At 72.0% G+C, this 20,399-nt stretch carries 21 protein-coding genes; 9 read left to right on the forward strand and 12 right to left on the reverse strand.

Annotated features, from left to right (window positions below; genetic code table 11):
- Nucleotides 1-12: 12 nt before the first annotated feature.
- From QRX60_RS32705 to QRX60_RS32720, 4 genes are all read right to left on the reverse strand, one after another.
- Nucleotides 13-3,636, reverse strand: a complete 3,624-nt coding sequence (locus QRX60_RS32705) for a LamG-like jellyroll fold domain-containing protein (protein ID WP_285995287.1) — start codon at nt 3,634-3,636, stop codon at nt 13-15.
- 699 nt (nt 3,637-4,335) lie between these two features.
- Nucleotides 4,336-4,605 (reverse strand): hypothetical protein, encoded by a 270-nt coding sequence (locus tag QRX60_RS32710; protein WP_285995288.1) that lies wholly within the window; start codon nt 4,603-4,605, stop codon nt 4,336-4,338.
- A gap of 22 nt (nt 4,606-4,627) precedes the next feature.
- Nucleotides 4,628-5,392, reverse strand: a complete 765-nt coding sequence (locus QRX60_RS32715) for an SDR family NAD(P)-dependent oxidoreductase (RefSeq protein WP_285995289.1) — start codon at nt 5,390-5,392, stop codon at nt 4,628-4,630.
- Between the two features lie 10 nt (nt 5,393-5,402).
- Nucleotides 5,403-6,131, reverse strand: coding sequence for an SDR family NAD(P)-dependent oxidoreductase (locus tag QRX60_RS32720; RefSeq protein ID WP_285995290.1), 729 nt, complete (start codon nt 6,129-6,131; stop codon nt 5,403-5,405).
- Between the two features lie 125 nt (nt 6,132-6,256).
- Here QRX60_RS32720 and QRX60_RS32725 point away from each other — a divergent pair, with 125 nt between their 5' ends.
- From QRX60_RS32725 to QRX60_RS32735, 3 genes are read left to right on the forward strand one after another with little or no spacing between them, the layout of a single operon-like run.
- Nucleotides 6,257-6,838 carry a carboxymuconolactone decarboxylase family protein gene (locus tag QRX60_RS32725; RefSeq protein WP_285995291.1) on the forward strand — a complete coding sequence of 194 codons (582 nt, stop codon included), beginning with the start codon at nt 6,257-6,259 and terminating at the stop codon, nt 6,836-6,838.
- Entirely contained in the window at nt 6,835-7,707 is an 873-nt protein-coding gene (locus QRX60_RS32730) for a fumarylacetoacetate hydrolase family protein (RefSeq protein ID WP_285995292.1), read from the forward strand. The genes QRX60_RS32725 and QRX60_RS32730 overlap by 4 nt, the downstream gene beginning before the upstream one ends.
- Nucleotides 7,707-8,564, forward strand: coding sequence for a fumarylacetoacetate hydrolase family protein (locus QRX60_RS32735; protein WP_286003745.1), 858 nt, complete (start codon nt 7,707-7,709; stop codon nt 8,562-8,564). Before QRX60_RS32730 ends, QRX60_RS32735 begins: the two co-directional genes overlap by 1 nt.
- On the opposite strand, the gene QRX60_RS32740 is transcribed toward QRX60_RS32735, so the two are convergent.
- Together QRX60_RS32740 and QRX60_RS32745 are read right to left on the reverse strand one after the other, a co-directional pair.
- Nucleotides 8,533-9,105 carry a TetR/AcrR family transcriptional regulator gene (locus tag QRX60_RS32740; RefSeq protein WP_285995293.1) on the reverse strand — a complete coding sequence of 191 codons (573 nt, stop codon included), beginning with the start codon at nt 9,103-9,105 and terminating at the stop codon, nt 8,533-8,535. The two genes, QRX60_RS32735 and QRX60_RS32740, sit on opposite strands and share 32 nt — an antisense overlap.
- A gap of 29 nt (nt 9,106-9,134) precedes the next feature.
- The gene (locus QRX60_RS32745; protein WP_285995294.1) at nt 9,135-9,968 is read right to left on the reverse strand and encodes an alpha/beta fold hydrolase; all 834 of its coding nucleotides are present in this window, start codon (nt 9,966-9,968) and stop codon (nt 9,135-9,137) included.
- 198 nt (nt 9,969-10,166) lie between these two features.
- Between QRX60_RS32745 and QRX60_RS32750 the strand changes: the two genes are divergently transcribed.
- Nucleotides 10,167-10,916, forward strand: coding sequence for a GAF and ANTAR domain-containing protein (locus QRX60_RS32750; RefSeq protein ID WP_285995295.1), 750 nt, complete (start codon nt 10,167-10,169; stop codon nt 10,914-10,916).
- Nucleotides 10,917-10,945: 29 nt separating this feature from the next.
- Nucleotides 10,946-11,692: a GAF and ANTAR domain-containing protein gene (locus tag QRX60_RS32755; RefSeq protein ID WP_285995296.1), complete on the forward strand. Its 747-nt coding sequence runs from the start codon at nt 10,946-10,948 to the stop codon at nt 11,690-11,692.
- A gap of 71 nt (nt 11,693-11,763) precedes the next feature.
- On the opposite strand, the gene QRX60_RS32760 is transcribed toward QRX60_RS32755, so the two are convergent.
- The 3 genes from QRX60_RS32760 to QRX60_RS32770 all read right to left on the reverse strand — a co-directional run bounded on the left by QRX60_RS32760 (nt 11,764) and on the right by QRX60_RS32770 (nt 14,460).
- Nucleotides 11,764-12,021: a hypothetical protein gene (locus QRX60_RS32760; RefSeq protein WP_286003884.1), complete on the reverse strand. Its 258-nt coding sequence runs from the start codon at nt 12,019-12,021 to the stop codon at nt 11,764-11,766.
- A 186-nt stretch (nt 12,022-12,207) separates the two neighbouring features.
- Entirely contained in the window at nt 12,208-13,314 is a 1,107-nt protein-coding gene (locus QRX60_RS32765) for an AI-2E family transporter (RefSeq protein ID WP_285995297.1), read from the reverse strand.
- Between the two features lie 375 nt (nt 13,315-13,689).
- Nucleotides 13,690-14,460 carry an NAD(P)-dependent oxidoreductase gene (locus tag QRX60_RS32770; RefSeq protein ID WP_285995298.1) on the reverse strand — a complete coding sequence of 257 codons (771 nt, stop codon included), beginning with the start codon at nt 14,458-14,460 and terminating at the stop codon, nt 13,690-13,692.
- Nucleotides 14,461-14,535: 75 nt separating this feature from the next.
- Here QRX60_RS32770 and QRX60_RS32775 point away from each other — a divergent pair, with 75 nt between their 5' ends.
- From QRX60_RS32775 to QRX60_RS32790, 4 genes are all read left to right on the forward strand, one after another.
- Nucleotides 14,536-15,213, forward strand: a complete 678-nt coding sequence (locus QRX60_RS32775) for a GntR family transcriptional regulator (RefSeq protein WP_285995299.1) — start codon at nt 14,536-14,538, stop codon at nt 15,211-15,213.
- A 171-nt stretch (nt 15,214-15,384) separates the two neighbouring features.
- A complete protein-coding gene (locus QRX60_RS32780; RefSeq protein ID WP_285995300.1) occupies nt 15,385-16,089 on the forward strand; it encodes a 4-carboxy-4-hydroxy-2-oxoadipate aldolase/oxaloacetate decarboxylase in 705 nt (234 codons plus the stop codon).
- Complete coding sequence (locus tag QRX60_RS32785; RefSeq protein WP_285995301.1) at nt 16,086-17,147, forward strand: 4-oxalomesaconate tautomerase; 1,062 nt, start codon at nt 16,086-16,088, stop codon at nt 17,145-17,147. Before QRX60_RS32780 ends, QRX60_RS32785 begins: the two co-directional genes overlap by 4 nt.
- 10 nt (nt 17,148-17,157) lie before the next feature.
- The gene (locus QRX60_RS32790; RefSeq protein WP_285995302.1) at nt 17,158-18,114 is read left to right on the forward strand and encodes a catechol 2,3-dioxygenase; all 957 of its coding nucleotides are present in this window, start codon (nt 17,158-17,160) and stop codon (nt 18,112-18,114) included.
- Here QRX60_RS32790 and QRX60_RS32795 read toward each other — a convergent pair whose 3' ends face one another.
- Genes QRX60_RS32795 through QRX60_RS32805 form a run of 3 tightly spaced genes read right to left on the reverse strand, consistent with a single transcriptional unit; the run spans nt 18,115 to nt 20,091 of the window.
- Complete coding sequence (locus QRX60_RS32795) at nt 18,115-19,158, reverse strand: MAB_1171c family putative transporter (RefSeq protein WP_285995303.1); 1,044 nt, start codon at nt 19,156-19,158, stop codon at nt 18,115-18,117.
- Nucleotides 19,151-19,657: a hypothetical protein gene (locus QRX60_RS32800; protein ID WP_285995304.1), complete on the reverse strand. Its 507-nt coding sequence runs from the start codon at nt 19,655-19,657 to the stop codon at nt 19,151-19,153. Before QRX60_RS32800 ends, QRX60_RS32795 begins: the two co-directional genes overlap by 8 nt.
- A complete protein-coding gene (locus tag QRX60_RS32805; RefSeq protein ID WP_285995305.1) occupies nt 19,654-20,091 on the reverse strand; it encodes a helix-turn-helix domain-containing protein in 438 nt (145 codons plus the stop codon). Before QRX60_RS32805 ends, QRX60_RS32800 begins: the two co-directional genes overlap by 4 nt.
- Nucleotides 20,092-20,399: the final 308 nt, after the last annotated feature.

The following is a 20,399-nucleotide window of genomic DNA, read 5'->3' on the forward strand; positions in this document are numbered from 1 at the left end:
TCCGATCCTGGTTCAGCGCGCGGGCGCGCTGAACGGGGCGATCGCGATCCGGTCCAGCACCGGTGCCCACTGGGAGCGCAGCGCCACGCCGGGGAACGTGTCCGAGGCGTAGGTGGTGCCGTCGAAGTTCGGCAGCTCCCCGGACCGGAACGTGATGGTGTTCGCGCCTGCCTTGAGCTGGACCGGCACGGTCAGCTCCCAGAAGTTGTCCTGGTGGAAGCTGTGCGGGAACAGCACCCGCTGCGCGGCCCCGCCGTTGACGGAGACGTCCGCGTGCCGGGCCACCGGGTCGGGGTTGTAGTGCGTAGCGACCGCCTGCTCGGGGTTCGAGTACCGGATCCGCATGGCGTAGGTGCCGTCCTTCGCGGCGGTCACCCGGAAGGTGAGCGCGTTGTCGTTGCCCGGGGCGCCGCCCACACCGGTGACGGCCTGGCCGCCGCCGGCGTTCGGCAGGGCGGTGACCTGGACCGAACCACTTCGCTGCGCGGCTTCGGCCTCGTACACCTCGGGCACCAGGGTGCCGTCGGTCCGGCGGACGTCGATCCGGTCGATCACGGACTTCGGGGCCACCCCGGTCAGCGTCACCTTGTTGACGCCGCCGGACAGCGACACCGCGACCGAGCCGGATCCGGCCACCCGCCGCACCTCACGGCCGTTGACGGCGACCGCCGTGACGCTGCCGAGCGTCCCGCGGACCGTGATCGTCGACTCGGCATCGGCCGGCGAGTAGACCCAGAAGGTCGCCTGGGCACCCTTGCCGAGCTCGGCGGAGCCGGGCCCGGATCCCGTGCCGTAGACGGCCTTTCCGCCCTTGAGCGTGGCCAGTTCGGCCTCGTACACGGACGTGGCCGCGGCGGGGTTGGGCAGCGCCAGCTTGATGCGGTCGACGATCGCGTCGCCCTTGGTCGTCCTGGTGCCGTCGAGACTGCGAGCGGCGAGGGAGATGACGTGCTTCCCCTTGCTCAGCCGCACCTTCGTGTCGGTGTGGTCCCACACCACCCACTTGTAGCCCAGTGGCAGCAGGATCTCCTGTTCGTTCGCTCCGTCGACGCGGACGAAGACGTTCGTCGGTCCCCGGTCCTTGATCAGGTCGGCGGTGTTGAGGGAATTGGCGAACACGCTCAGGTCGTACGTGCCGTCCTGGGGCACGTCGACGGTGAAGCCGAGCACGCCGTCGGAACCGGTCCGCAGGCCGCCGACGTCGTACCCGCCGGAGGTGTAGAACTTCGACACGGCCTGCGGCGAGCCCTCGGGGCCGTTCTTCGTGTAGCCGGAGCCGGTGTAGGTGGCGTTCTCGGCCTCGTAGCTCTGGTCGACCAGCTTCGGCGGAGCCGCGGCGGAGGGGCTCTTCCCGGCGGGGCTGAGCACGATCTCGTAGGCCGAGGACTCCTTGAGCGACGGCAGCGAACCGCCGAAGTCGAACGCGACCCTGCCGTCCTTGACCGCCACGTTCCGTTCGGTGATCAGCTCGGGCTGGGCCGAGTCACCGATCTGGCCGGTCCAGGGGATCTCGCGGATCCAGGCGTGCACACTGCTGCCGAGACCCGGCGGGACCTTGTCGAACTGGATCCAGGCGGGGCCGTCCGCGCCGCCGAAGATCGCGCGGGCCTGTGCCTTCGACTCGTCGAGCGTCGCCACGCCCTGCAGGGAGTAGTTGACACCGGGGAAGGGCGGGTCGACGTGCACGGTGTGCCCGCTCATCTCGCCGTAGGCGTTGTACAGCCACCACTGCCCGTTGCCGCGGTTGGCCTGCACGGCCGAGTCGGACAGGTTGCCGTCGATGTTCCAGTACGCGATGTCCGCGTCGATCTTCGAGTCCTCGATCGCCGAGATCCACTGGATCATCTGGCCCGGCACCGAAGTGTGGTAGTTGAACGCGTATTCGTTGACGTTGACCGGCAGCTGCCGGCCGGCATAGGCCGTACCGGCGAAGACTTCTTTCTCCCAAGCGCGGTACTGGGCGACGCTGGAGCGCACCTGTTCCGGGTGGCTCAGCTCGTGCCAGGTCACCACCTGGGGCACCGTCCCGGCCGCCACGGTGTGCTGCAGGAAGCCCTTGACCTCCGGGTACAGCACGCTCGTGTTGGGCCCGGCGATCCTGGCGTTCGGCAGAATGCCCTTGATCAGCCGGTACGTCTGGTCCCACGCGGCGAAGTAGGCCGTCGGGTCGGTTCGCCAGCTGACGCGGTCGTAGCTCCATTCCCCGGTGCCGAACATGTTGCCTTCCGGCTCGTTGAACGGCACGAACACGATGTTGTCCTGGTACTTCGGGTCGAGCGTGCGGACCTGCTCGACCTGCTTGGCGATCTTTTCGCTGTACAGCCGCATCTTCTCTTCCGGCGTGCTGCCCGGCCACTGGTACGGGAAGCCGCGGTGGATGTCGGTCATGTAGATGTAGACGTCGCCGTTGCTGCTGTCGGCCAGCGGCTTGACGACCTCGAGCGCGTCGGCACCCGGGTGCTGCGGGCCGTCCTGTGCCTTCGTGGAGATGGTGCGGACGTGCATGCCTTCGATCAGGTTGTTCGTGGGCACGCCGTCGCCGTACAGGCCGTAGAGGCTGCCGGACGCGCCGCCGTGGAACGCCCCGGTGCCGGTGCCGAGGTCGATCGTCAGCTGCCCGGGGCGGATCACCCGGACGTTCGCGGTGACCGGAATGCCCCCGGCGGATCCGGTGACGGTGAAGTCGCCGGGAGCGCCGTAGGCGGCGGGGTCGACCGCCTGCCACGCGATGGGGACGTCGCGGTCGTAGCCGTCGCTGAACGTGCTGCGCACCGCCGGCGGCAGGGCCGGCGCGGTGCCCACGGCGGTCCTGAGGTCGAACGTCGTTCGGGCCGGGGTCACCGCGGTCGGCGCCCGGCCGCCGGTCAGCTGCGCGACCTGGTCGGCGGACAGCGCCGAGTCGAACACCTGGAAGTCGTCGATCGCGCCCTTGAACAGCGGGTCGGGGTAGAAGGATTTGCCGATGTAGCCCGCGGAGGTCGCCGTCGAGTCGATGATCTGGGCGGCGGTGAGGTTCGTCGGGGTGCTCGCGACGGCGGTGCCGTCGAGGTAAGTGGTCAGCCGGTGCGCGGCCGAGTCGAGCGTCACCGTGACGGTCTTCCACGCTGCGGCGGGCAGTGCGCCGTAGCCGGTGACCTGGGCCTCGGCCCCGCCGCCGGCGGTGGTGGCCGCGGTGCGCAGGTTTCCGTCACCGTTGGACGGTGTGCTGAACAGGTACTTCGTGGTGTCCCGGCCCAGCGCGTAGATCCACTGCCAGGCGCCGGCGTTCGTGTTGTCCCACTTCAGCCGGGCCGAGACCGTCAGGTCGGGGGCGCTCGAGAGAGCCTCGCGGGGAATCCGGACGTACGCGCCGTCGGAGGTGGGCGCGCCACCGGGGAGGTTCAGTGCGGTGCCACCGTCCGCGCCGGTCACCATCGTGGCCGTCGCGCCGTTCACCAGGGTTCCGTTCAGCCCGTGGCCCGACGAGTCGGTCACCACGCCGGTGGCGACGTCGTCGGTGTCGAACGCGTAGTGCAGCGTGGGAGCGGGCGGACCGGCGGCGGCCGCCGTGGCGGGCACCAGGCCGGCACTCAGTGTCGCGGCCAGGGCCGCCGGAAGGGTACGGGCGAGCGCCCGTTGCGTCCTCGATAGCACCATCGTTGCTGCTCCTGAGGTCGATGGACTCAACGTGATAGGGGCGACGATCGGATTCTGCGGTGTCGAACCGGTTCGCCCGATTGGTCAGTCGAACCGGTTCGACGCCGCGGATTCAGGGCCCATTGTGAGCGCTAACACGGAGGGATGACAACCCCCGGATTCGGCCGGGAAGACTTCGCCGGGTCTGCGGCCACTCGGGTGACGACCAACCGGCGGTGCGGGCATCCTGCTGTCGGACCAGCCTGCGAGCCGCGAAGATCCGACGGCGGCGGGATCCGCTGTGGAGCAGTACTCGGACCCGCGAGCTCCGGCCCGGCGGTGCGCGGGCGAGCACATCGCCGGTAGGGGAGCCAGGGATTTCCGTGCCGCGGTGATGAACTGGCGTCGGATGACCTGTCGATCGGCTGCGGGGCGAAGACGTCGATGGGTTCGCCAGGTCTTTCGCCAGCTCGGTTACCTGCCCGCGCAGGGGCAGCGGCTCGCTCGGCCGTCCAGGGGCCGCTCCCGGTGGACGTCGGCTGCCCTGGTCCGATGTCGTTCGTCTTCGTGCCAAGCTGCTCGGAGAGCTTCGAGTTCGTACCGGGGCAAGGGACGACCTCGCAGCCGTCCGGTAGCCGACCTCGCCGAGGTCGTCGACGACGGTGTCGAACCCCGAGCGCTGCCAACGAACCTCGGGCTCGCGACACCAGGCGCCGGCGTTCAGCCGAGCCCGCCCAGCTGCACCGGGTTGTTGTCCCGCTCGAACGACGCCGCGCGCATCCGCGGCCCCACGGCCAGGCCGGCGGCGTTGCAGTCGCGCAGGACGGTCGCACCCCGGCAGTCGACGACGCGGTCGCCCGGTTCGGGGTCGACGCCGGAACGCACGGCCTCGATCCGGTCACCCCGGACCACGACGTCACCCGGCACCGCCGCCGAGCCGGTCCCGTCGAACACCCGGCCGCCGGTGAAGATCACCCTGGACCCGCGCATCCGCTCGTCCTCACCGACGAAGTCATGCGCCGATCATGTTGTAGCCGCCGTCGGCGACCATGAGGCTGCCGGTCATGTGGCTCGCGTCCTCGGTGGCGAGGAACAGCGCGGTCCCGGCGAGCTCCTCCGGCCGGGGGATCCGGCCGAGCGGGGTGTCGTTGCGCAGCTGCTCGCCGCGCCCGGACTTCCAGTCCTCCCGGCCCAGCGTCGCCTCGGTCTCGATGAAGCCCGGCGCGAAGACGTTCACCCGCACGGTGGGCGCGAAGGCGCGCGCGTACGACTTGGTCAGGCCGATGATCCCGTACTTGGCCGCCGCGTACTGCGGGGCGCGGGCGCTGCCGCGGGCGACGACCGTCGAGCCGATGTTGACGATCGCGCCGCCGCCCTGGGTGAGCATCCGGTCGCCGAACTCGTGCGTGCACAGCAGCGTGCCCTTGATGTCGACGGCGAGGACGTGGTCGATCGACTCCTCGGTGATGTCCCGCCACGACATCTGCTCGCGCGCGACGTCGCCGACGTTGTTGACCGCGACGTCGACGCGGCCGAAGTGGCTCCACACCTCGTCGGCCATCCGGCGGATCTGGTCGTGCTCGGCGATGTCCGCCTGCACGAGGAACGCCTTGCGCCCCAGCGCTTCGACGCGCTCCACGGTGCGCTCGGCGCCGGCCCGCGAGCCGCGGAAGTGCACGGCGACGTCGGCGCCTTCCTGCGCGGCGCGCACGGCGATCTCGGCGCCGAACCCGGTGCCGGCGCCGGTGACGAGGACGGTCTTGCCGGTGAATCGCATGAAGAACTCCTTAAACGAGGGTGCGGCCGCCGTCGGCGTACAGCACGTGACCGGTGACGAACGCCGAGCGCTCGGAGCAGAGGAACAGGACCGGGCCGACGAGGTCGTCGACGGCGCCGAGCCGCCCGGCGGGAACGAGCGACGTCAGCTCGTCGCGGACGCCGGGCTTGTCGAGGTGGTGGCGGGTCAGCCCGGTCTCGGTGTAGCCGGGCGCGACGGCGTTCACCGTGACGCCGCTGCCCGCCCACTCCCGGGCCATCACCCGGGCGAGCTGGTCGACTCCGCCCTTCGTGGCGGCGTAGGGCGCGTGGTGCGGGTGCGCGAGCAGGCCGGACACCGACGACAGGTAGACGATCCGGCCGTGCCCGGCCGGCACCAGCACCTCGCCCGCGGCCTTGCCGGTCCGGAACGCGCTGCTCAGGTTGAGCGTGACGATCGAGTCCCAGACCTCGTCCGGGGTCTCGAGCACCGGCCGCCGGTCGTTGACGCCGACGGCGTGCACGAAGACGTCGAGCCCGCCGAGCAGCTCGACGGCCCGCGTGACGCACTCGCGGCTGCCTTCGGCCGTGGCCAGGTCCGCCCGCAGCGTCTTGGTCCCGACCGCGGCGAGCCGCTCTTCGTCGACGTCGGCGACCACGACCTCCGCGCCCGCTTCGGCGAGCGCCGCGGCGACCCCGCCGCCGATGCCCCCGGCGCCCGCCACCAGGGCCTTCCGGCCGTGCAGCCCGAGCCAGTCCACTCCGCGCTCCTTCACCGTCCTTGGTGGCGCCGACGGTAGGTTCCGGGCCGCGGCCCGAGGAACGGCTGTGCCATTGGTTGGCAACACCGGGCCCGGGGACGGCGGGCGCTGGTGGGATGGCCGGCATGAGCAGGCTGCCGCACCTCACCCCGGACGACCTCGACGCCGAGCAGCGGGTGCTCTACGACACGATCACCGGCGGCCCCCGCGCGGCCGGGCCGCAGCGGTTTCCCCTGGTCGATGCCGCCGGCGCGCTCACCGGCCCGTTCAACGCGATGCTCGTCGCGCCGCCGGCCGGGCACGCGCTGCAGGGGCTCGGCGCCGCGATCCGGTACGGGACGACGCTGACCGACCGCATCCGGGAACTGGCGATCCTCGCCGTCGCGGCCCGCTGGGACTGCGCGTTCGAGCGGTACGCCCACGAGCCGCACGCGCGGGCCGCCGGGATCACCGGGGCGCAGGTCGAAGCGGTCCGCGGCGGCGCGCTGCCGGACCTCGCCGACGAGACCGAGCGGGCGGCGCTGCGGTTCGTGTCCGCGCTGCTGCGCGACGAGGACGTCGACGACGCGACTTACGCCGAGATCGTGCCGATCATTGGCAACCGCATGGCCGTCGAGCTCACCACTTTGGTGGGCTACTACGCGACGCTGGCCCTGCAGCTGCGGGTCTTCCGCGTCACCGAACCCGGAGGAAGCAGACACCGATGAAGCTCGTCACCTTCAACGAGAACCAGGTCGGCCGGATCGCCGACGACCAGGTCCTGGAGCTCGACACGGCTTCGGCCCGCGAGTTCTTCGAACGCGACCGGGACGTGCCCGAGACCGGCCGCCGCTACCCCCTGGCCGAGGTGCGCCTGCGCGCGCCGATCGTGCCGAAGAAGTTCTTCCACACCGCGGGCAACTTCCGCGAGCACCACGACGACCTCGCCCGGGTGAACTGGTCGCACCCGGTGAACAAGGGCATCGTCTTCTTCCAGAACGTCGACGCGATCATCGGCCCGGGCGACCCGATCGTCTACCCGGAGCACCTGACGTCGGAACTGGACTACGAGCTCGAGCTGGCGATCGTGCTCGGCAAGCCGGGCAAGTTCTTCACCGCCGAGCAGGCGGCCGAGCACATCGGTGGCTACCTGGTCTTCAACGACATCACCGCGCGTGACATCCAGCGCCGCGAGATGGAGTCGGGTGTCTTCTCCTTCTCCAAGGCCATCGACACGTTCTGCCCGATCGGCCCGTACATCGTGACCGCCGACGAGATCGAGGACCCGCACGACCTGGACATGGAACTGCGCGTCAACGGCCAGGTGCGGCAGAAGTCCAACACCGGGCGGATGTCCGTGTCGATCCCGCAGCTCGTCGCCTACCATTCGCCGCAGGTCTACAGCGCGGGCGACCTCATCACGACCGGCACGGTCGCGGGTGTCGCGGCGAGCACCGAGGACCCCTTCGCGAACTACCTCAAGCCCGGCGACGTCGTCGAAGCGGAGATCGAAGGCATCGGCGTGCTGCGCAACCGCGTCGTGTCGTGGCAGGACGCCCACGGCACGCCGCCTCCGGCCGCGGACCAGTGGATCTGATGCGTCTGTCCACAGTGGAGGACCGCGCGGTTCTGCTCGCCGGCGGCGGCGTCATCGACGTCGCCCGGGCGAGCGACGGCCGGTTCGGCCCCGATCCGATGGTCGTCCTCGAGCGCTGGACGGCGTTCACGGCGTGGGCCGCGACCGCCGTCCTGCCGCCCGCCGAACCCCTGGCCGGCCGCGCGTTCGACGCGCCCGTGCCGCGGCCGCGCCAGGTCTTCGCGATCGCCCTCAACTACCCGCCGCACGCCGCCGAGGCCGGCTACCGGCCGCCCGCGGATCCGTTGGTGTTCACCAAGTTCCCCAGCTGCATCACCGGCCCGGACACGACGGTGGAGCTGCCCGGCGACCGCGTCGACTGGGAGGTCGAGCTGGTCGTCGCGATCGGCGAGGGCGGCCACCGCATCGCCGCCGAGGACGCCTGGGGCCACGTCGCCGGGCTGACCGCCGGGCAGGACCTGTCCGAGCGCGGGGTGCAGCTGCTGGGCACCCCACCGCAGTTCTCGCTCGGCAAGTCGTTCCCCGGTTTCGGCCCGACCGGCCCGGCCCTGGTGACGCCGGACGAGTTCCCCGACCCCGGCGACCTGCGGCTGGTCACCGAGCTGAACGGCACCGTCGTCCAGCAGGCCCGCACCGGCGAGATGATCTTCGGCGTGCCCGAGCTGATCGCCCGCCTGTCGGCGATCTGCCCGCTGCTGCCCGGCGACCTCGTCTTCACCGGCACCCCGGCGGGCGTGGGCAACCGGATGAGCCCGCCGCGCTACCTCGGCCCGGACGACCTGCTGGTCAGCAGGATCGAGGGGATCGGGGAACTGCGGACCCGGTTCAGGACAGGAGCGTCCCGAACGCGATCGTGAAGAACGCGGCGAACGCGGAGCCGTCCTTGGCGGCGCGTTCGCCGACGATGGCGCCTTCCCAGGCGTTGACGAGGAACCGGCCCAGCACCTCGGGGTCCTGCGTGGTCGTGACGGATCCGTCGGCCTGGGCTTCGCGGATGGTGTCGGCCACGGCCGCCGCCCAGGTCGCGAAGGCCGTCACCAGGCCGTCGCGGATGGCCGGGCTGTGGTCGGCGGCCTCGTTGCTGAAGTTGCCGAAGACGCAGCCGCGCTCGTAGCCGTACTTCTCGATGTCGGCGGCCAGGAACTCGAAGTGGGCGCGCAGCCGGGCCAGTGGCGCGACCGTCCGGTCGGCGAGCTCCGGCACCCGCCGGGTGTCCCCGTAGCGCTCCATCACGACCAGCGCCAGCGCTTCCTTGCTGGCGAAGTGGTTGTAGAACGAGCCCTTCGGCACGCCCGCGCTGTCGGTGATGAGCTTGACGCCGCAGGCGTTGTAACCGTGCCGGTGGAACTGTTCGTACGCGGCGTCCACGATCTGTTCGCGCACGCTGGCCCTGGCCATCCTGGTGTCCTCCTCCGCTGGTGCGCCGGTCAGGCCGACGGGACCGGCGCGTTCGCCTGCCACCAGGCGGTGAGCACGCGAGCGTAGCCGTCCGCATCCTCTTCCCAGGCGAAGTGGCCCGTGTCGAGGACGTCGAGCCGGCTGTGGGGCAGCCGCTCGTGCAGGTACTCGGCGTTGGCCGGTGGGACCACGGGGTCCTTCCGCCCGGCGATGATCTGCACCGGCGTCCCGATGCCGGGCAGCAGGCCGCCCAGCACCGGGAGCTCGGCCGGGTACGCCCGGACGTAGGGCATCTGGTCGGCGAACCGCTGCCCCTGGTAGGCGGCGAGGTAGTCCTGGCGCACGACGTCGGGCAGCTCGTAGCCCTCGATGGTGTCGAGTGCGAAGGTCACGATGTCCTTGGGGCCCATGGCCCGGTACTTCGCCAGGTCCTCGGCGTGCACCCATTCGTCCAGCACACCCGTCAGGTTCAGCGGGACCGACGCCCCGCCTGAGCCCACGGTCACGCTGCTGAACCGGCCCGGGTGGGCGGCCGCGGCGAACAGGGCGGCGCTGGTGCCGATGTCCGGCCCCACGACGTGCGGCTTCGCCAGGCCGAGGTCGTCGGCGACGCGCACCACGAACTCGCCCATCGCGCGCGGGGACAACAGGTCTTCGCGCAGCTCGGAGTGCCCGAACCCGGGCAGGTCCACGGCGACCAGGTGCGCGTGCCCGGCCAGCCGCGCCCAGCTCGCGTCGAAGGCGAACAGGCTTTCCGGCCACGGGCTCAGCAGCAGCGCGTCCGCTTCGCGCGGCTCTTCGCTCTCGGCGTACCGGATGGACAACCCGTCGATGCTCCGGAACCGGGGCTTGATCTCGCTCATGTCCTCGTCCTCTCGGCGATCCGTCTCTTCCAATATGACCGGTCGTCTTACCTTCGTCAAAGCGGGTGACGCGGGGCACGGAGCGTGCGTTCCAGGGCTGCCTCGAAGGCGCGGGCCGCGACGGCACTCGGGTATCCTGCGGAGGCGCTTCCCGTGGTGGGGAACCGCCGATCGCTGAACCGGAAAGCGCTGAGCAGGGTGTCCACTATCCGTGACGAGTGGGGTGAGAACTCCTCGCTGGGGCGCCTGTGGGCGACGCTGACCGCTCTGGCCGGGGACCGTGGCCGGGCGGTGTCCGTCGAATTCGCGTGCGCGGTCGCCGCGGAGCGGTTCGGGAGTGAAGCGGCCTGCCTGATCGTGACCGGGAAGACGGGGGTCGCGGAGCTGCACAGCGCGATCGGGGACCTCGGCCGCCGGATCCCCGAAGTCGAGGTGACGGTCGGCGAGGGGCCGATCCGGGACGCGCTGGAGCTGGCGTCCCCGGTGATCGTCACCGACCTCGACGCCGAACCGGTGCTGCGCAGGTGGCCGCTGTTCGCGTCGCTGGCGGCCGAGGCGGGTGCGAAGGCGTGCTTCGCCTTCCCGCTGGCCGTCGGCGTGGTCCGGGCCGGCGTGCTCGTCCTGCTGCACGGCGCGCCGATCGTGCCCGGGTCGGCGAGTCTCCGGGAGGCACTGGTCTTCGCCGACCTGGTGCTGGCGATGCTGCTCGGAGAGCAGGTCGCCCGCAGCGGAACCGTCGCCGGGCCGGCGCCGGACGGGTTCCCGATCGTCGGGCCCGAAGTGCACCAGGCGACCGGGATGGTCGCCGCGCAGCTCGACACCGATCCGGACACCGCGTTCGCCCGGCTGCGGGCCCGGGCCTTCGCCGACGGTCGCCGCCTGTCCGAAGTCGCGGCCGACGTCGTCGCCCGCCGGCTGCGGTTCACCCCCGATCCGGACCCGCGGTGACCGGAACCGGCGGCGGTAGGCTGCGGGCCGTGGGAAGGAGGCCGATGCGCGAGGCCGGGCTGAGCGACACCCTCGTCGAGCTGGCCGGCACGTTGACCGGCGATTTCGACCTGATCGACTTCCTCCACCGGCTCGCCGGCCGGTGCGTCGAGCTGCTGGACGCCGACGCGGCCGGCGTCCTGCTGGCGCACCCGCACGGCAGGCTCCAGGTGGTCGCCAGCGCCGACGAAGCGCCGGAAGCCGTGGAGCTGTTCCAGATCCAGGTCGAGGAGGGGCCGAGCATCGAGGCCTGGCTGGGTGGTGCGCCGGTGAGCCACCCGGATCTCGCCGACGGCGACACCCCGTGGCCCCGGCTGCGGCGCATGGCCGCGACGGCGGGGTACGCGGCCGTGTATGCCGTCCCGATGCGGCTGCGCGAGGAAAACGTCGGGGTTCTCTGCTTGTTCAAGGGCGCCGCCGGCGAACCCGGCCAGGATTCGGTGCGTGCGGCGAAGGCGATGGTCGACGTGGCCACGATCAGCCTGATCCAGGCGCGGACGGCCCGGCAGCGGGATATCCTCGTCGAACAGCTGCAGACGGCGTTGAACAGCCGGATCATCGTCGACCAGGCGAAGGGCTTCGTGGCCGAGCGGCTCGGGGTGGACGTCGCGGCGGCTTTCGCCCTGCTGCGCGACTACTCGCGGGCGCGCGGACGCCGGCTGACCGCGGTCGCCGAGGAGGTCGTCACCCGCTCGGCGAACGTGCAGGACCTGTACGGCGGCAGCCCGGCGCGGTGATCCCCGGTGCCCGCACGGAACGTTGTCCGTCCTTTATGGACTCACCGCGCGCAGCGGGGCAACCCGATCGGTCACCTCCGCCGCGCCTGCGCGGAGTTCCGCCACCGGCGGTGGGGTCTCGGCGTTTCGGCGCGAGGGGAACCGGGCGGGGCGTCGTCCGCCGGCGGACGGCCCTCGGCGGGAGTGAGGCCGAGGACGGAGAGCAGCAGCGCGCAGTCGTCGGCGTCGTGCGAAGCGGACGCGACCACGCGCACGGCGTGGTGGCGCTGCTCGCCCGTCAGGCCGAAGGGGTCTGCCGCGTAGTCGGGCAACGCCCGTGAGCCGGTCATCGGACCGGGGCCGGTGCGCTCGGGCAAGGGGTGGTTTCGGCGGTCATCGCGGCCCTCCGGTCGGGTTCCACCACAGGGGTGGGGTCGCCGGGGACTGGGGCGCAGTGGCCGGGACCTGGTGGTTCCCGGACCTTCGAATGTAGTCCTCCCGGCGGGTCGCCGGGGCCGGCAGACGGGTTGTGGTGGTCAGCTCGGGCCGGGGAGGTGGTCGTCGTCCGGGGGCGCGGACAGGCTGCGCACGCCCGAGCTGACGACGGCCAGCAGGGGCACGGCGAACAGGGCGCCCACGACGCCCGCGGCGACGAGCCCGGTGGCGAGGGCCAGGACGACCGCCAAGGGGTGCAGCCGGACGGCCCGGCCGAGCAGCAGGGGTTGCAGCACGTGGCTTTCGACCTGCATGACGCCGACCACGACGGCGAGCACGATGACGCCCGCCCAGCCGCCGTTGGCCACCAGTGCCACGAGGACGGCGACGGCGCCGGCGAGCACCGAGCCGATGACGGGCACGAACGCGCCGACGAAGACCAGCGCGCTCAGGGGAGCGGCCAGCGGGACACCGACGATCACGAGCCCCAGGCCGATGCCGACGGCGTCGACGAACGCCACGGCGGCGGTGCCGCGGATGTAGTGCGCCAGGGTGGTGAAACCGCTGCGCCCGGCGACGTCGACGCGGGGGCGGAGCCGGGCCGGAACGGCGTGCAGCACGAACGCCCAGATCGCGCGGCCCTGGGCGAGGAAGAAGATCAGGCAGAACACCGCGAGCAGGAACTCGCCGAGCAGCTCGCCGACGGTCACCGCCGTGGTGAGCGCACCCGAGGCGATCACCGACTTGTTCCGGTCGAGGGTGGTGGTCAGGTTGGCGAGCATGGCGTCGAGCTGGCCCTGGCTCAGGTGCAGGGGACCGGTCCGGAGCCAGGTGTGCAGCTCGGTCAGGCTCGCGGTCACCTGGCCGATGAGCCCCGGCATGCCCGCGGTGACGGTGATGACCACGAACGTCACCACGGCACCGGCCAGCGCGATGCCCAGGACCAGCACGATCGCGGTGGCCGCCGCGCGGGGGACCTTCTTGCCCGCCAGCCACGAGACGGCCGGCGCGAACAGGCCGGCGAGCAGCAGGGCCACGGCGACCGGAACCAGCACCGAGGCCAGCTTGACGGCCAGGAAGCCCAGGACGGTCAGGGCTCCCGCGATGATCAGCAGGCGCCACGAGACGGCGGCCGCGACGCGGAGCCCGTAGGGCACGGCGGACCGGACGTGCCGGGAGGCGTCGTCGCCCGGGGTCTCGGCGGTCATGGGCGGCCGCAGACCGTCACGGGCCGGGAGGAAGGGGGAAGGGATGTTCTTCGTCGCGATCACGCCGATCCTGCCGCGGTCGTCGAGTGCGGGGTCCGGGCGCTCGCTGTCCGTGCGAGCGTACCGCGAGTACGGCCGGTCGGCCGGATCACCGAGCGCCCGGCCGGCGACCTCGCGCCGGGAAGGTCAGGCGTTCGGCGAACCCGGGACCGGCGTCCGGCCCCGGCCGCGACGACATGAATGAGTCATTCACCTCGTCCGGCGACATGAATGACTCATTCATGTCGCCGGACCGGCGCCCGCGGCCCTCGGCGGATCCAGGTCCGATGCACCCGACGCCACTTCGGCGCGCAGCGCCGGGCCGCTCGACGAACCTCAGGGGCGCGACACCAGGTGCGCGAGCTGGTCACGAGCCGCCGCCGCGACGTCGGCGCGGACGCCCAGCTCGCCGAGCATCTCCGCGGCCGCCGCCATCTCGGACGTCCGGCGGACGGCGTGCTTGACCGAGCCGTCGACCAGCCGGTCCACGGTGGCGGCGCTCGCCGCGGTGAGCTCGTCGACGACGATCTTCCGCAGCCAGTCCTCGCAGCCCGCGGCGCGTGCGGCCGCCAGTGCCTCGACCACGGCGGCCGACATGCCCTTGAAGAACACGCTGCGCAGCAGCTTGCGTTCGGCGGCGAGCCCGGCGTCGCCGGTCATGACCTCGACCGCCGCCCCGAACGAGTTCAGCGCGGTGGCGACGGCTCCGGCGGCGGCGCCGGTGGCGAGCATCGGGACGCGCAGGCCGCGGCCCGGCACCGGCGCCATGATCGCGATGTCGGTGAACGGCACGCCGTACCCGGCGGCGACGCCAGCCAGCTTGCGCTTGGTGCCGGGGGAGGCGGTGTTCAGGTCGGCCCAGGCCGCGCCGGTCTTCAGGCCGGGCAGGCCGGCTTCGAGCGCGTCGACGGCCGCGGACGCGCTGTTCACGCTGAGCACCAGGTCGGCGCCGTCGGCGGCTTCGGCCTCGGAGCCGGTCGCGACGACGCCCTCCGCGGCGGCGACGGCCGGGTCGTAGCCGCGCACCACGGCCCCGGCGGCGACCAGGTCACGAGCGAGCGCGCTGCCCGCCTCGCCGAGTCCCAGTACCGCGATGGTTCCGGTCATAGCAGAATCCTCTCCGCAAGCTACGATCGAGTACACGATGTTCTCGACAATATTGTCAACAAACGGAGCCGGGGTATGACGGAGAGTGCTGCGGACGGGCAGCCGGGGGAGCGTTCCGTGGTGACGGCCATCCGCGACGCGATCGTCCGCGGCGAGTTCGTGCCCAACCAGAGGCTGGTGGAGGCGGATCTCTCCGGCCAGTTCGCCGCGAGCCGCGCCACGGTGCGCGCGGCGCTGATCGAGCTGACCAACGAGGGGCTCGTCGAGCGCGTGCAGAACCGGGGAGCCCGGGTGCGCGCGGTGTCGCTGGAGGAGGCCGTCGAGATCTCCGAGGTCCGCATGATGCTGGAGTCGCTGTGCGCGGCGAAGGCGGCGGAGCGCGTTTCCGACGCGGAGATCGGCGAGCTGAAGGAACTCGGCGAGCTGATGCAGCAGGCGGTGGCCGGCGGGGACGTGGTCGGCTATTCGGGTCTCAACCAGCGGCTGCACCGCCGGGTCCGCGAGATCAGCGGCCAGCGCACGGCGGCGCAGGTGCTGGAGCGGCTGCGCGGGCAGAGCGTGCGCCACCAGTTCCGGTTGGCGATGCGGCCGGGCCGTCCGCAGGTCTCGCTCCCGGAGCACCTGGCGATCATCGACGCGATCTGCGCCCACCACCCGGAGCGGGCGGCCGAGGCGGCGCGGACGCATCTGGCGAGCGTGATCGAAGCCCTCAAGGCGGCCGACGCCGCGGAGGTTTCGCACCTGCGCCCCTGAGCCGGCGCCCCAAGGCGGCCTTGGTTGCGTTCAACGCACCGAAGGCCGCCTTGAGTGCGTTGAACGCACCGAAGGCCGCATTGGGGCGCTGGGATCCGGGCTTCAGGGGTGCGCCGACTTGGCCGCCAAAATTGTTGACAATTTCGTCAACCGAACCGTACCGTGGTTCGTATGAAGCCCGTCATCGTCACCGATCCACCGCGTGCCGACCTCGAGCAGGTCTCGCGCCTGGCCGACTACGGCGTCGCCACCGTGCACGAGGCTCTCGGGCGCTCCGGGCTGCTCGGCCCGGACCTGCGCCCGATCCAGGACGGCGTGCGCGTCGGCGGCACCGCCGTCACCGCCCTCTGCTGGCCCGGCGACAACCTCATGATCCACGCGGCCGTCGAACAGTGCCGCGAAGGCGACGTCCTCGTCGTCACCACCACTTCGCCGTGCCGCGACGGGCTTTTCGGGGAGCTGTTCGCCACCGCCCTGCGCTACCGGGGCGTGAGGGGCCTCGTCATCACCACCGGCGTTCGCGATGTCACCGACCTGCGGGCGCTCGGCTTCCCCGTCTGGTCGGCCGCGGTGAGCGCGCAGGGCACCGTCAAGGTGACCGCCGGCGCGGTCAACGTGCCCGTCGTCATCGGCGGGCAGCTGATCCGGCCGGGCGACGCCATCCTCGCCGACGACGACGGCGTCATGCGCGTCCGCCGCGAAGACGTCCGAACCGGACTCGAAGCCTCCCAGGCCCGCCTCGAAAAGGAAGCCGCCGCAAGGGAAGCGTTCGCCCAGGGGCAGCTCGGCCTCGACCGCTACGGCCTGCGCGAGAAGCTCGAAGCCCTCGGTGTCCGCTACCTGACCGCCGAGGAGTACGAGAAGGAGCAGGCATGACCGGCGTGCGCTGCATGCTCATGCGCGGAGGCACCTCGAAGGGCGCCTATTTCCTCGCCGAAGACCTCCCCACCGACCCGGCGACCCGCGACGACCTCCTGCTGCGGATCATGGGCACCCCCGACCCGCGCCAGATCGACGGCGTCGGCGGAGCGCAGCCCGTCACCAGCAAGGTCGCCGTGGTGTCGAAGGCGAGCGAGCCCGGGCACGACATCGACTACCTGTTCCTGCAGCTCGGCGTCGAAGAGCCCACCGTCTCCGACCGCCAGACCTGCGGCAACCTGCTGGCCGGCGTCGGCCAGTTCGCCGTCGAGCGGGGCCTCGTGCCCGCCGGCGAAGACCGCACCACCGTGCGCGTGCGGCTGGTCAACACCGGCACCATCGCCGTCTCGACGTTCGCCACCCCCGGCGGCGAAGTCGACTACCGCGGCGACACGGCCATCTCCGGCGTGCCCGGCACGGCCGCCCCGGTCGAGCTCGACTTCACCGAGACCGAAGGGTCCGTCTGCGGCAGCCTGCTGCCGACCGGCAATGTCCGCGACGATGTCGGCGGGATCGAAGTGTCCTGTGTGGACAACGGCATGCCGGTCGTCGTCGCGCGCGCCGAAGACCTCGGCATCACCGGGTACGAGCCGGCCGGCGAGCTCGCCGATCCCGCGCTGGCCCAGCGGATCGACGCCCTGCGCGTGGAAGCCGGGAAGCTGATGGGCCTCGGCGACGTCCGCGGCAGCTCGGTCCCCAAGACCACGCTCGTCGCCGCGCCCCGCGACGGCGGCGCGATCTGCACCCGGACGTTCATCCCGGTCAAGGCGCACCCGTCGATCGGCGTGCTCGGCGGCGTCAGCGTCGTCACGGCGCTGCTGCTCGAGGGCGCCGTCGGGCGCGAGCTGCTCGAAGCCCCCGCCGACGGTGAGCCCGTCGAGATCGAGCACCCGAGCGGCAAGCTCGCGGTCGGCATCGAGTTCGACACCTCGTCCACGCCGCCGCGCGTCCGCCGCTCGACGGTGATCCGCACGGCGCGAAAGCTGTTCGACGGCACCGTCTTCCCCCGCCCCTGAGGAGTCAGCGATGTCCCAGCCCTCGCCCCGCCACGAGATCGCGCACCTCGGTCACGTCGAGCTGCTCACCCCGGAGCCGGAGAAGAGCCTGGACTTCTTCGTCCGCGTCCTCGGGTTGACCGAGAACGGCACCGACGGCGACTCCGTCTACCTGCGCACCTGGGACGACTACGAGCACCACAGCCTGAAGCTCACCGCGGCGAAGACCTCCGGGGTCGGGCGGACGGCGGTGCGCGCGTCCAGCGAAGAGGCCCTCAAGCGGCGCGTGGTCGCCCTCGAGGAGCGCGGGCTGGGCGTCGGCTGGGTCGACGGCGACACCGGGATCGGCCCCACGTACCTGTTCCGCGACCCGGACGGCCACGAGCTCGAGGTCTACTGGGAGACCGAGCGCTACCGGCCGCCGGAGCACCTGCGGCCCGCGCTGAAGAACCAGGCGCAGGCCTACCCCGGGCGCGGGGTCGGCGTCCGGCGCCTCGACCACGTCAACTACCTGGCCCGGGAGGCGGAGGTCAACGGCCGGTTCATCTGCGACGCGCTGGGCGGCCGGGTCACCGAGCAGATCCGGCTCGACAGCGGCGTGATTTCGGGGCAGTGGACGCACTTCGCGCAGAAGTCCTACGACATCGTCTACACGAACGACTGGACGAAGTCGAACGGGCGCCTGCACCACATCGCGTTCGCGACCGACACGCGCGAGGACATCCTGCGGGCGGCCGACATCGCGCTCGACAACGACGTCCACATCGAGACCGGGCCGCACAAGCACGCGATCCAGCAGACGTTCTTCCTCTACCTCTACGAGCCCGGCGGCAACCGCATCGAATTGTGCAACCCCACCGGGCGGCTGATCTTCGCGCCGGACTGGGAACCGGTCACCTGGACCGAGGCCGAGCGGGCGAAGGGCCAGGCGTGGGGCTTGAAGACGATCGAGTCGTTCCACACGCACGGCACCCCGCCGGTCGAGTAGTCAGGACACGTCCGCCGTCGCCCTCCGGCTGATCTCCCGGAAGGCGTCGGCCACGCGGCAGAGGTACTCGGTGTCGCTGCCGAAGTCCTGGCCACCTCGGACGGCCGCCTCGGGGGAAAGCGGCGGCCGGCCGTCTTCGCGGGCGCGCAGGGCGGCGAGGATCTCGGCGGCCTCCTGCCGTTCCCCGGTGCCGGACCCGCTGCGGTACGGGCGGATCACGAGCAGGCCGTCGCGGATCTCGATGACCCGCCGGTAGAGCTGCAGCCGCGTCGGGAACACGGTGGTGCGCGGCGGTTCCAGCGCGATCGCGGGCTCGGCCCGGTAGAGGGCCAGCCAGAGCGGGCCGAGCCGGCGGTACTGCCGGTGGCGGCGCAGCCAGCCGGCCACCGCGGGCACGCCGACCCCGACGAGCACGAGCAGGTGCGCCGTCGTGGGGAGGGCCTTGCTCAGCAGGAAACCCTTGCCGTAGTCGAAGTCGAACGGCGCGCGGGCGGAGATCGCGATGACGGTCCGGATCACCATGTACCCGGCCGCGGCGACGACCCCGGCGGTCACCAGGCCGAGGCCGAGGCGCAGGATCCGGTCCGGCGCCTTGCGCGCGTCCTGCACGCACAGCCGCGCGATGACCGCGAACTCGGGCAGGAGCGCCACCGCGTAGGCGATGCAGTACTCCATGACGAACGGCGACTGCGGCCGCATGTCGGGCGCCAGCACGAAGGTGACGGTCATCGCCGCGCCGCCGGTGAGCGCCCACGCCGTGTGCCCGCGGGCGCCGGCCGGAAGGCCGTGCAGCCGCAGCAGGACCTGGGCACCGGCCCAGACCGCGCCGAGCATCGCGAGGTGGGCGACGAGCAGTTCGACGCTGGGCGCGCCGATCGTCCGTGTGAAGGCGCGGACGGCCGGGGTGAGCGCGGTCTGGGAGACGGCGAGGCCCAGCACGCAGAACCGCACGAGGCGGCGGCCGGGCGCCGGCCCCGGCCGCAGGAACACCAGCAGGATCCACGCCAGGGCCGCCGGGCCGTAGCGGCGGATCACCTCACCCACGGTCGCCGCCGTCCTCCAGCGCCGAGCGCAGCCGGTCGGCGACCGAGTCGCCGCGGTGCGCCAGTCCCGTGTGCTGCCCCAGCATCGAAGCGAAGAACTCCGCTTCCCGCTCCTCCACGCTCGAATAGCCCGCACGGCCCAGCACCCGGCGGACCATGTCCGGGTCGAGACTGGGCAGCAGCAGCCGCATCTGCTCGGCCGGGGTGAGCGACGCCGGGTAGTGGTCGCACAGCATGTGGCCGATCTCGTGCAGCACGATGTGGTCCTGGTGGGGCGCGCTCGTGTGTTGCTCGTAGGCGATCAGGTCGGTCGTGTCGGTGGCGATCCACAGCCCGCACACTTCGGACAGGCCGGGTAGCGGCAGCAGCCGGATCGGCCGCCCCCGCCGCTCGCCCAGCGCCGCGCACAGCGCCGGCACGTCGAAGGAAGCCGGCAGGTCGAGGTCCCGCAGCACCGCGGCGAACCGGTGCCGCAGCTGGCGCCGCCCGCGCGAGCTCATCGTTCGGTGTCGCTCGCCGGTTCGGGCAGGCCTTCGAGTTCGCGGACCCGGTCGACCATGTCGCTGATCGCTTCGAGGCTCTTCGCCGACAACCCGCGCGCGCGGAGCGCGATCTGCCGGACCGGCGCGTCCCGGAGCGCGCTGAGCAGCGTCAGCTCGGCGTCGATGCGCTCGGCTTCCGCGTCGTCGAAGAAGTACGCGGGAGGCACGCCGAAGAACCCCGCGAGCGCTTCGAGGTGCCGCTTGGTCGGGTTGTCGCGCAAACCCTTGCGCAGCTGCCAGAGGTAGGTCGCGGAGATGGTGGGGCCGCCCTGGGCGCGGATCGACTCGGCGACCTCGTCGAAGGTGTATTCGTCGCCGTCGGCGGGGCGCACGACGCCGAACAGGTGGTTCAGCTTCGCGGAGAGGGGCCCCGCCGCGATCTCCTCCGGCATGTCCGGAGTCTACCCCGGCGCCAGCTACCGTGAGGCGGGTTCGCGGCTGCCGGCTCACCTCAGTTGACCGCGCCGGTCACGTCAGTTTACGATCGCGGCCGAGTTCACCAACTGATGTGAATGGGCGAGGGGGCGGTTCACATTCCGAGGAAGACGGTCCGCGCGAGGACGATTCCGGGACGGCTGGCCGTGGTGGGCGCCGCCGTCCTGCTCTACGCCCACTGCATCGGAGGCGCCGGCTGCCCTGCGGGGCAGCGAACCTGAAGCGAAGACGCTTCTCCCGAGGTCGTGCTCGTCGCCGCAGCGAG

The sequence above is a fragment of the Amycolatopsis mongoliensis genome, assembly GCF_030285665.1.
GTDB lineage: Bacteria > Actinomycetota > Actinomycetes > Mycobacteriales > Pseudonocardiaceae > Amycolatopsis > Amycolatopsis mongoliensis.

Coding starts and splice junctions, on each gene's coding strand:
- QRX60_RS32705 (WP_285995287.1), bottom strand. CDS start 3,636: ATGGTGCTATCGAGGACGCAACGGGCGCTCGCCCGTACCCTTCCGGCG.
- QRX60_RS32710 (WP_285995288.1), bottom strand. CDS start 4,605: ATGCGCGGGTCCAGGGTGATCTTCACCGGCGGCCGGGTGTTCGACGGG.
- QRX60_RS32715 (WP_285995289.1), bottom strand. CDS start 5,392: ATGCGATTCACCGGCAAGACCGTCCTCGTCACCGGCGCCGGCACCGGG.
- QRX60_RS32725 (WP_285995291.1), top strand. CDS start 6,257: ATGAGCAGGCTGCCGCACCTCACCCCGGACGACCTCGACGCCGAGCAG.
- QRX60_RS32730 (WP_285995292.1), top strand. CDS start 6,835: ATGAAGCTCGTCACCTTCAACGAGAACCAGGTCGGCCGGATCGCCGAC.
- QRX60_RS32735 (WP_286003745.1), top strand. CDS start 7,707: ATGCGTCTGTCCACAGTGGAGGACCGCGCGGTTCTGCTCGCCGGCGGC.
- QRX60_RS32740 (WP_285995293.1), bottom strand. CDS start 9,105: ATGGCCAGGGCCAGCGTGCGCGAACAGATCGTGGACGCCGCGTACGAA.
- QRX60_RS32745 (WP_285995294.1), bottom strand. CDS start 9,968: ATGAGCGAGATCAAGCCCCGGTTCCGGAGCATCGACGGGTTGTCCATC.
- QRX60_RS32760 (WP_286003884.1), bottom strand. CDS start 12,021: ATGACCGGCTCACGGGCGTTGCCCGACTACGCGGCAGACCCCTTCGGC.
- QRX60_RS32765 (WP_285995297.1), bottom strand. CDS start 13,314: ATGACCGCCGAGACCCCGGGCGACGACGCCTCCCGGCACGTCCGGTCC.
- QRX60_RS32770 (WP_285995298.1), bottom strand. CDS start 14,460: ATGACCGGAACCATCGCGGTACTGGGACTCGGCGAGGCGGGCAGCGCG.
- QRX60_RS32775 (WP_285995299.1), top strand. CDS start 14,536: ATGACGGAGAGTGCTGCGGACGGGCAGCCGGGGGAGCGTTCCGTGGTG.
- QRX60_RS32780 (WP_285995300.1), top strand. CDS start 15,385: ATGAAGCCCGTCATCGTCACCGATCCACCGCGTGCCGACCTCGAGCAG.
- QRX60_RS32785 (WP_285995301.1), top strand. CDS start 16,086: ATGACCGGCGTGCGCTGCATGCTCATGCGCGGAGGCACCTCGAAGGGC.
- QRX60_RS32790 (WP_285995302.1), top strand. CDS start 17,158: ATGTCCCAGCCCTCGCCCCGCCACGAGATCGCGCACCTCGGTCACGTC.
- QRX60_RS32800 (WP_285995304.1), bottom strand. CDS start 19,657: ATGAGCTCGCGCGGGCGGCGCCAGCTGCGGCACCGGTTCGCCGCGGTG.
- QRX60_RS32805 (WP_285995305.1), bottom strand. CDS start 20,091: ATGCCGGAGGAGATCGCGGCGGGGCCCCTCTCCGCGAAGCTGAACCAC.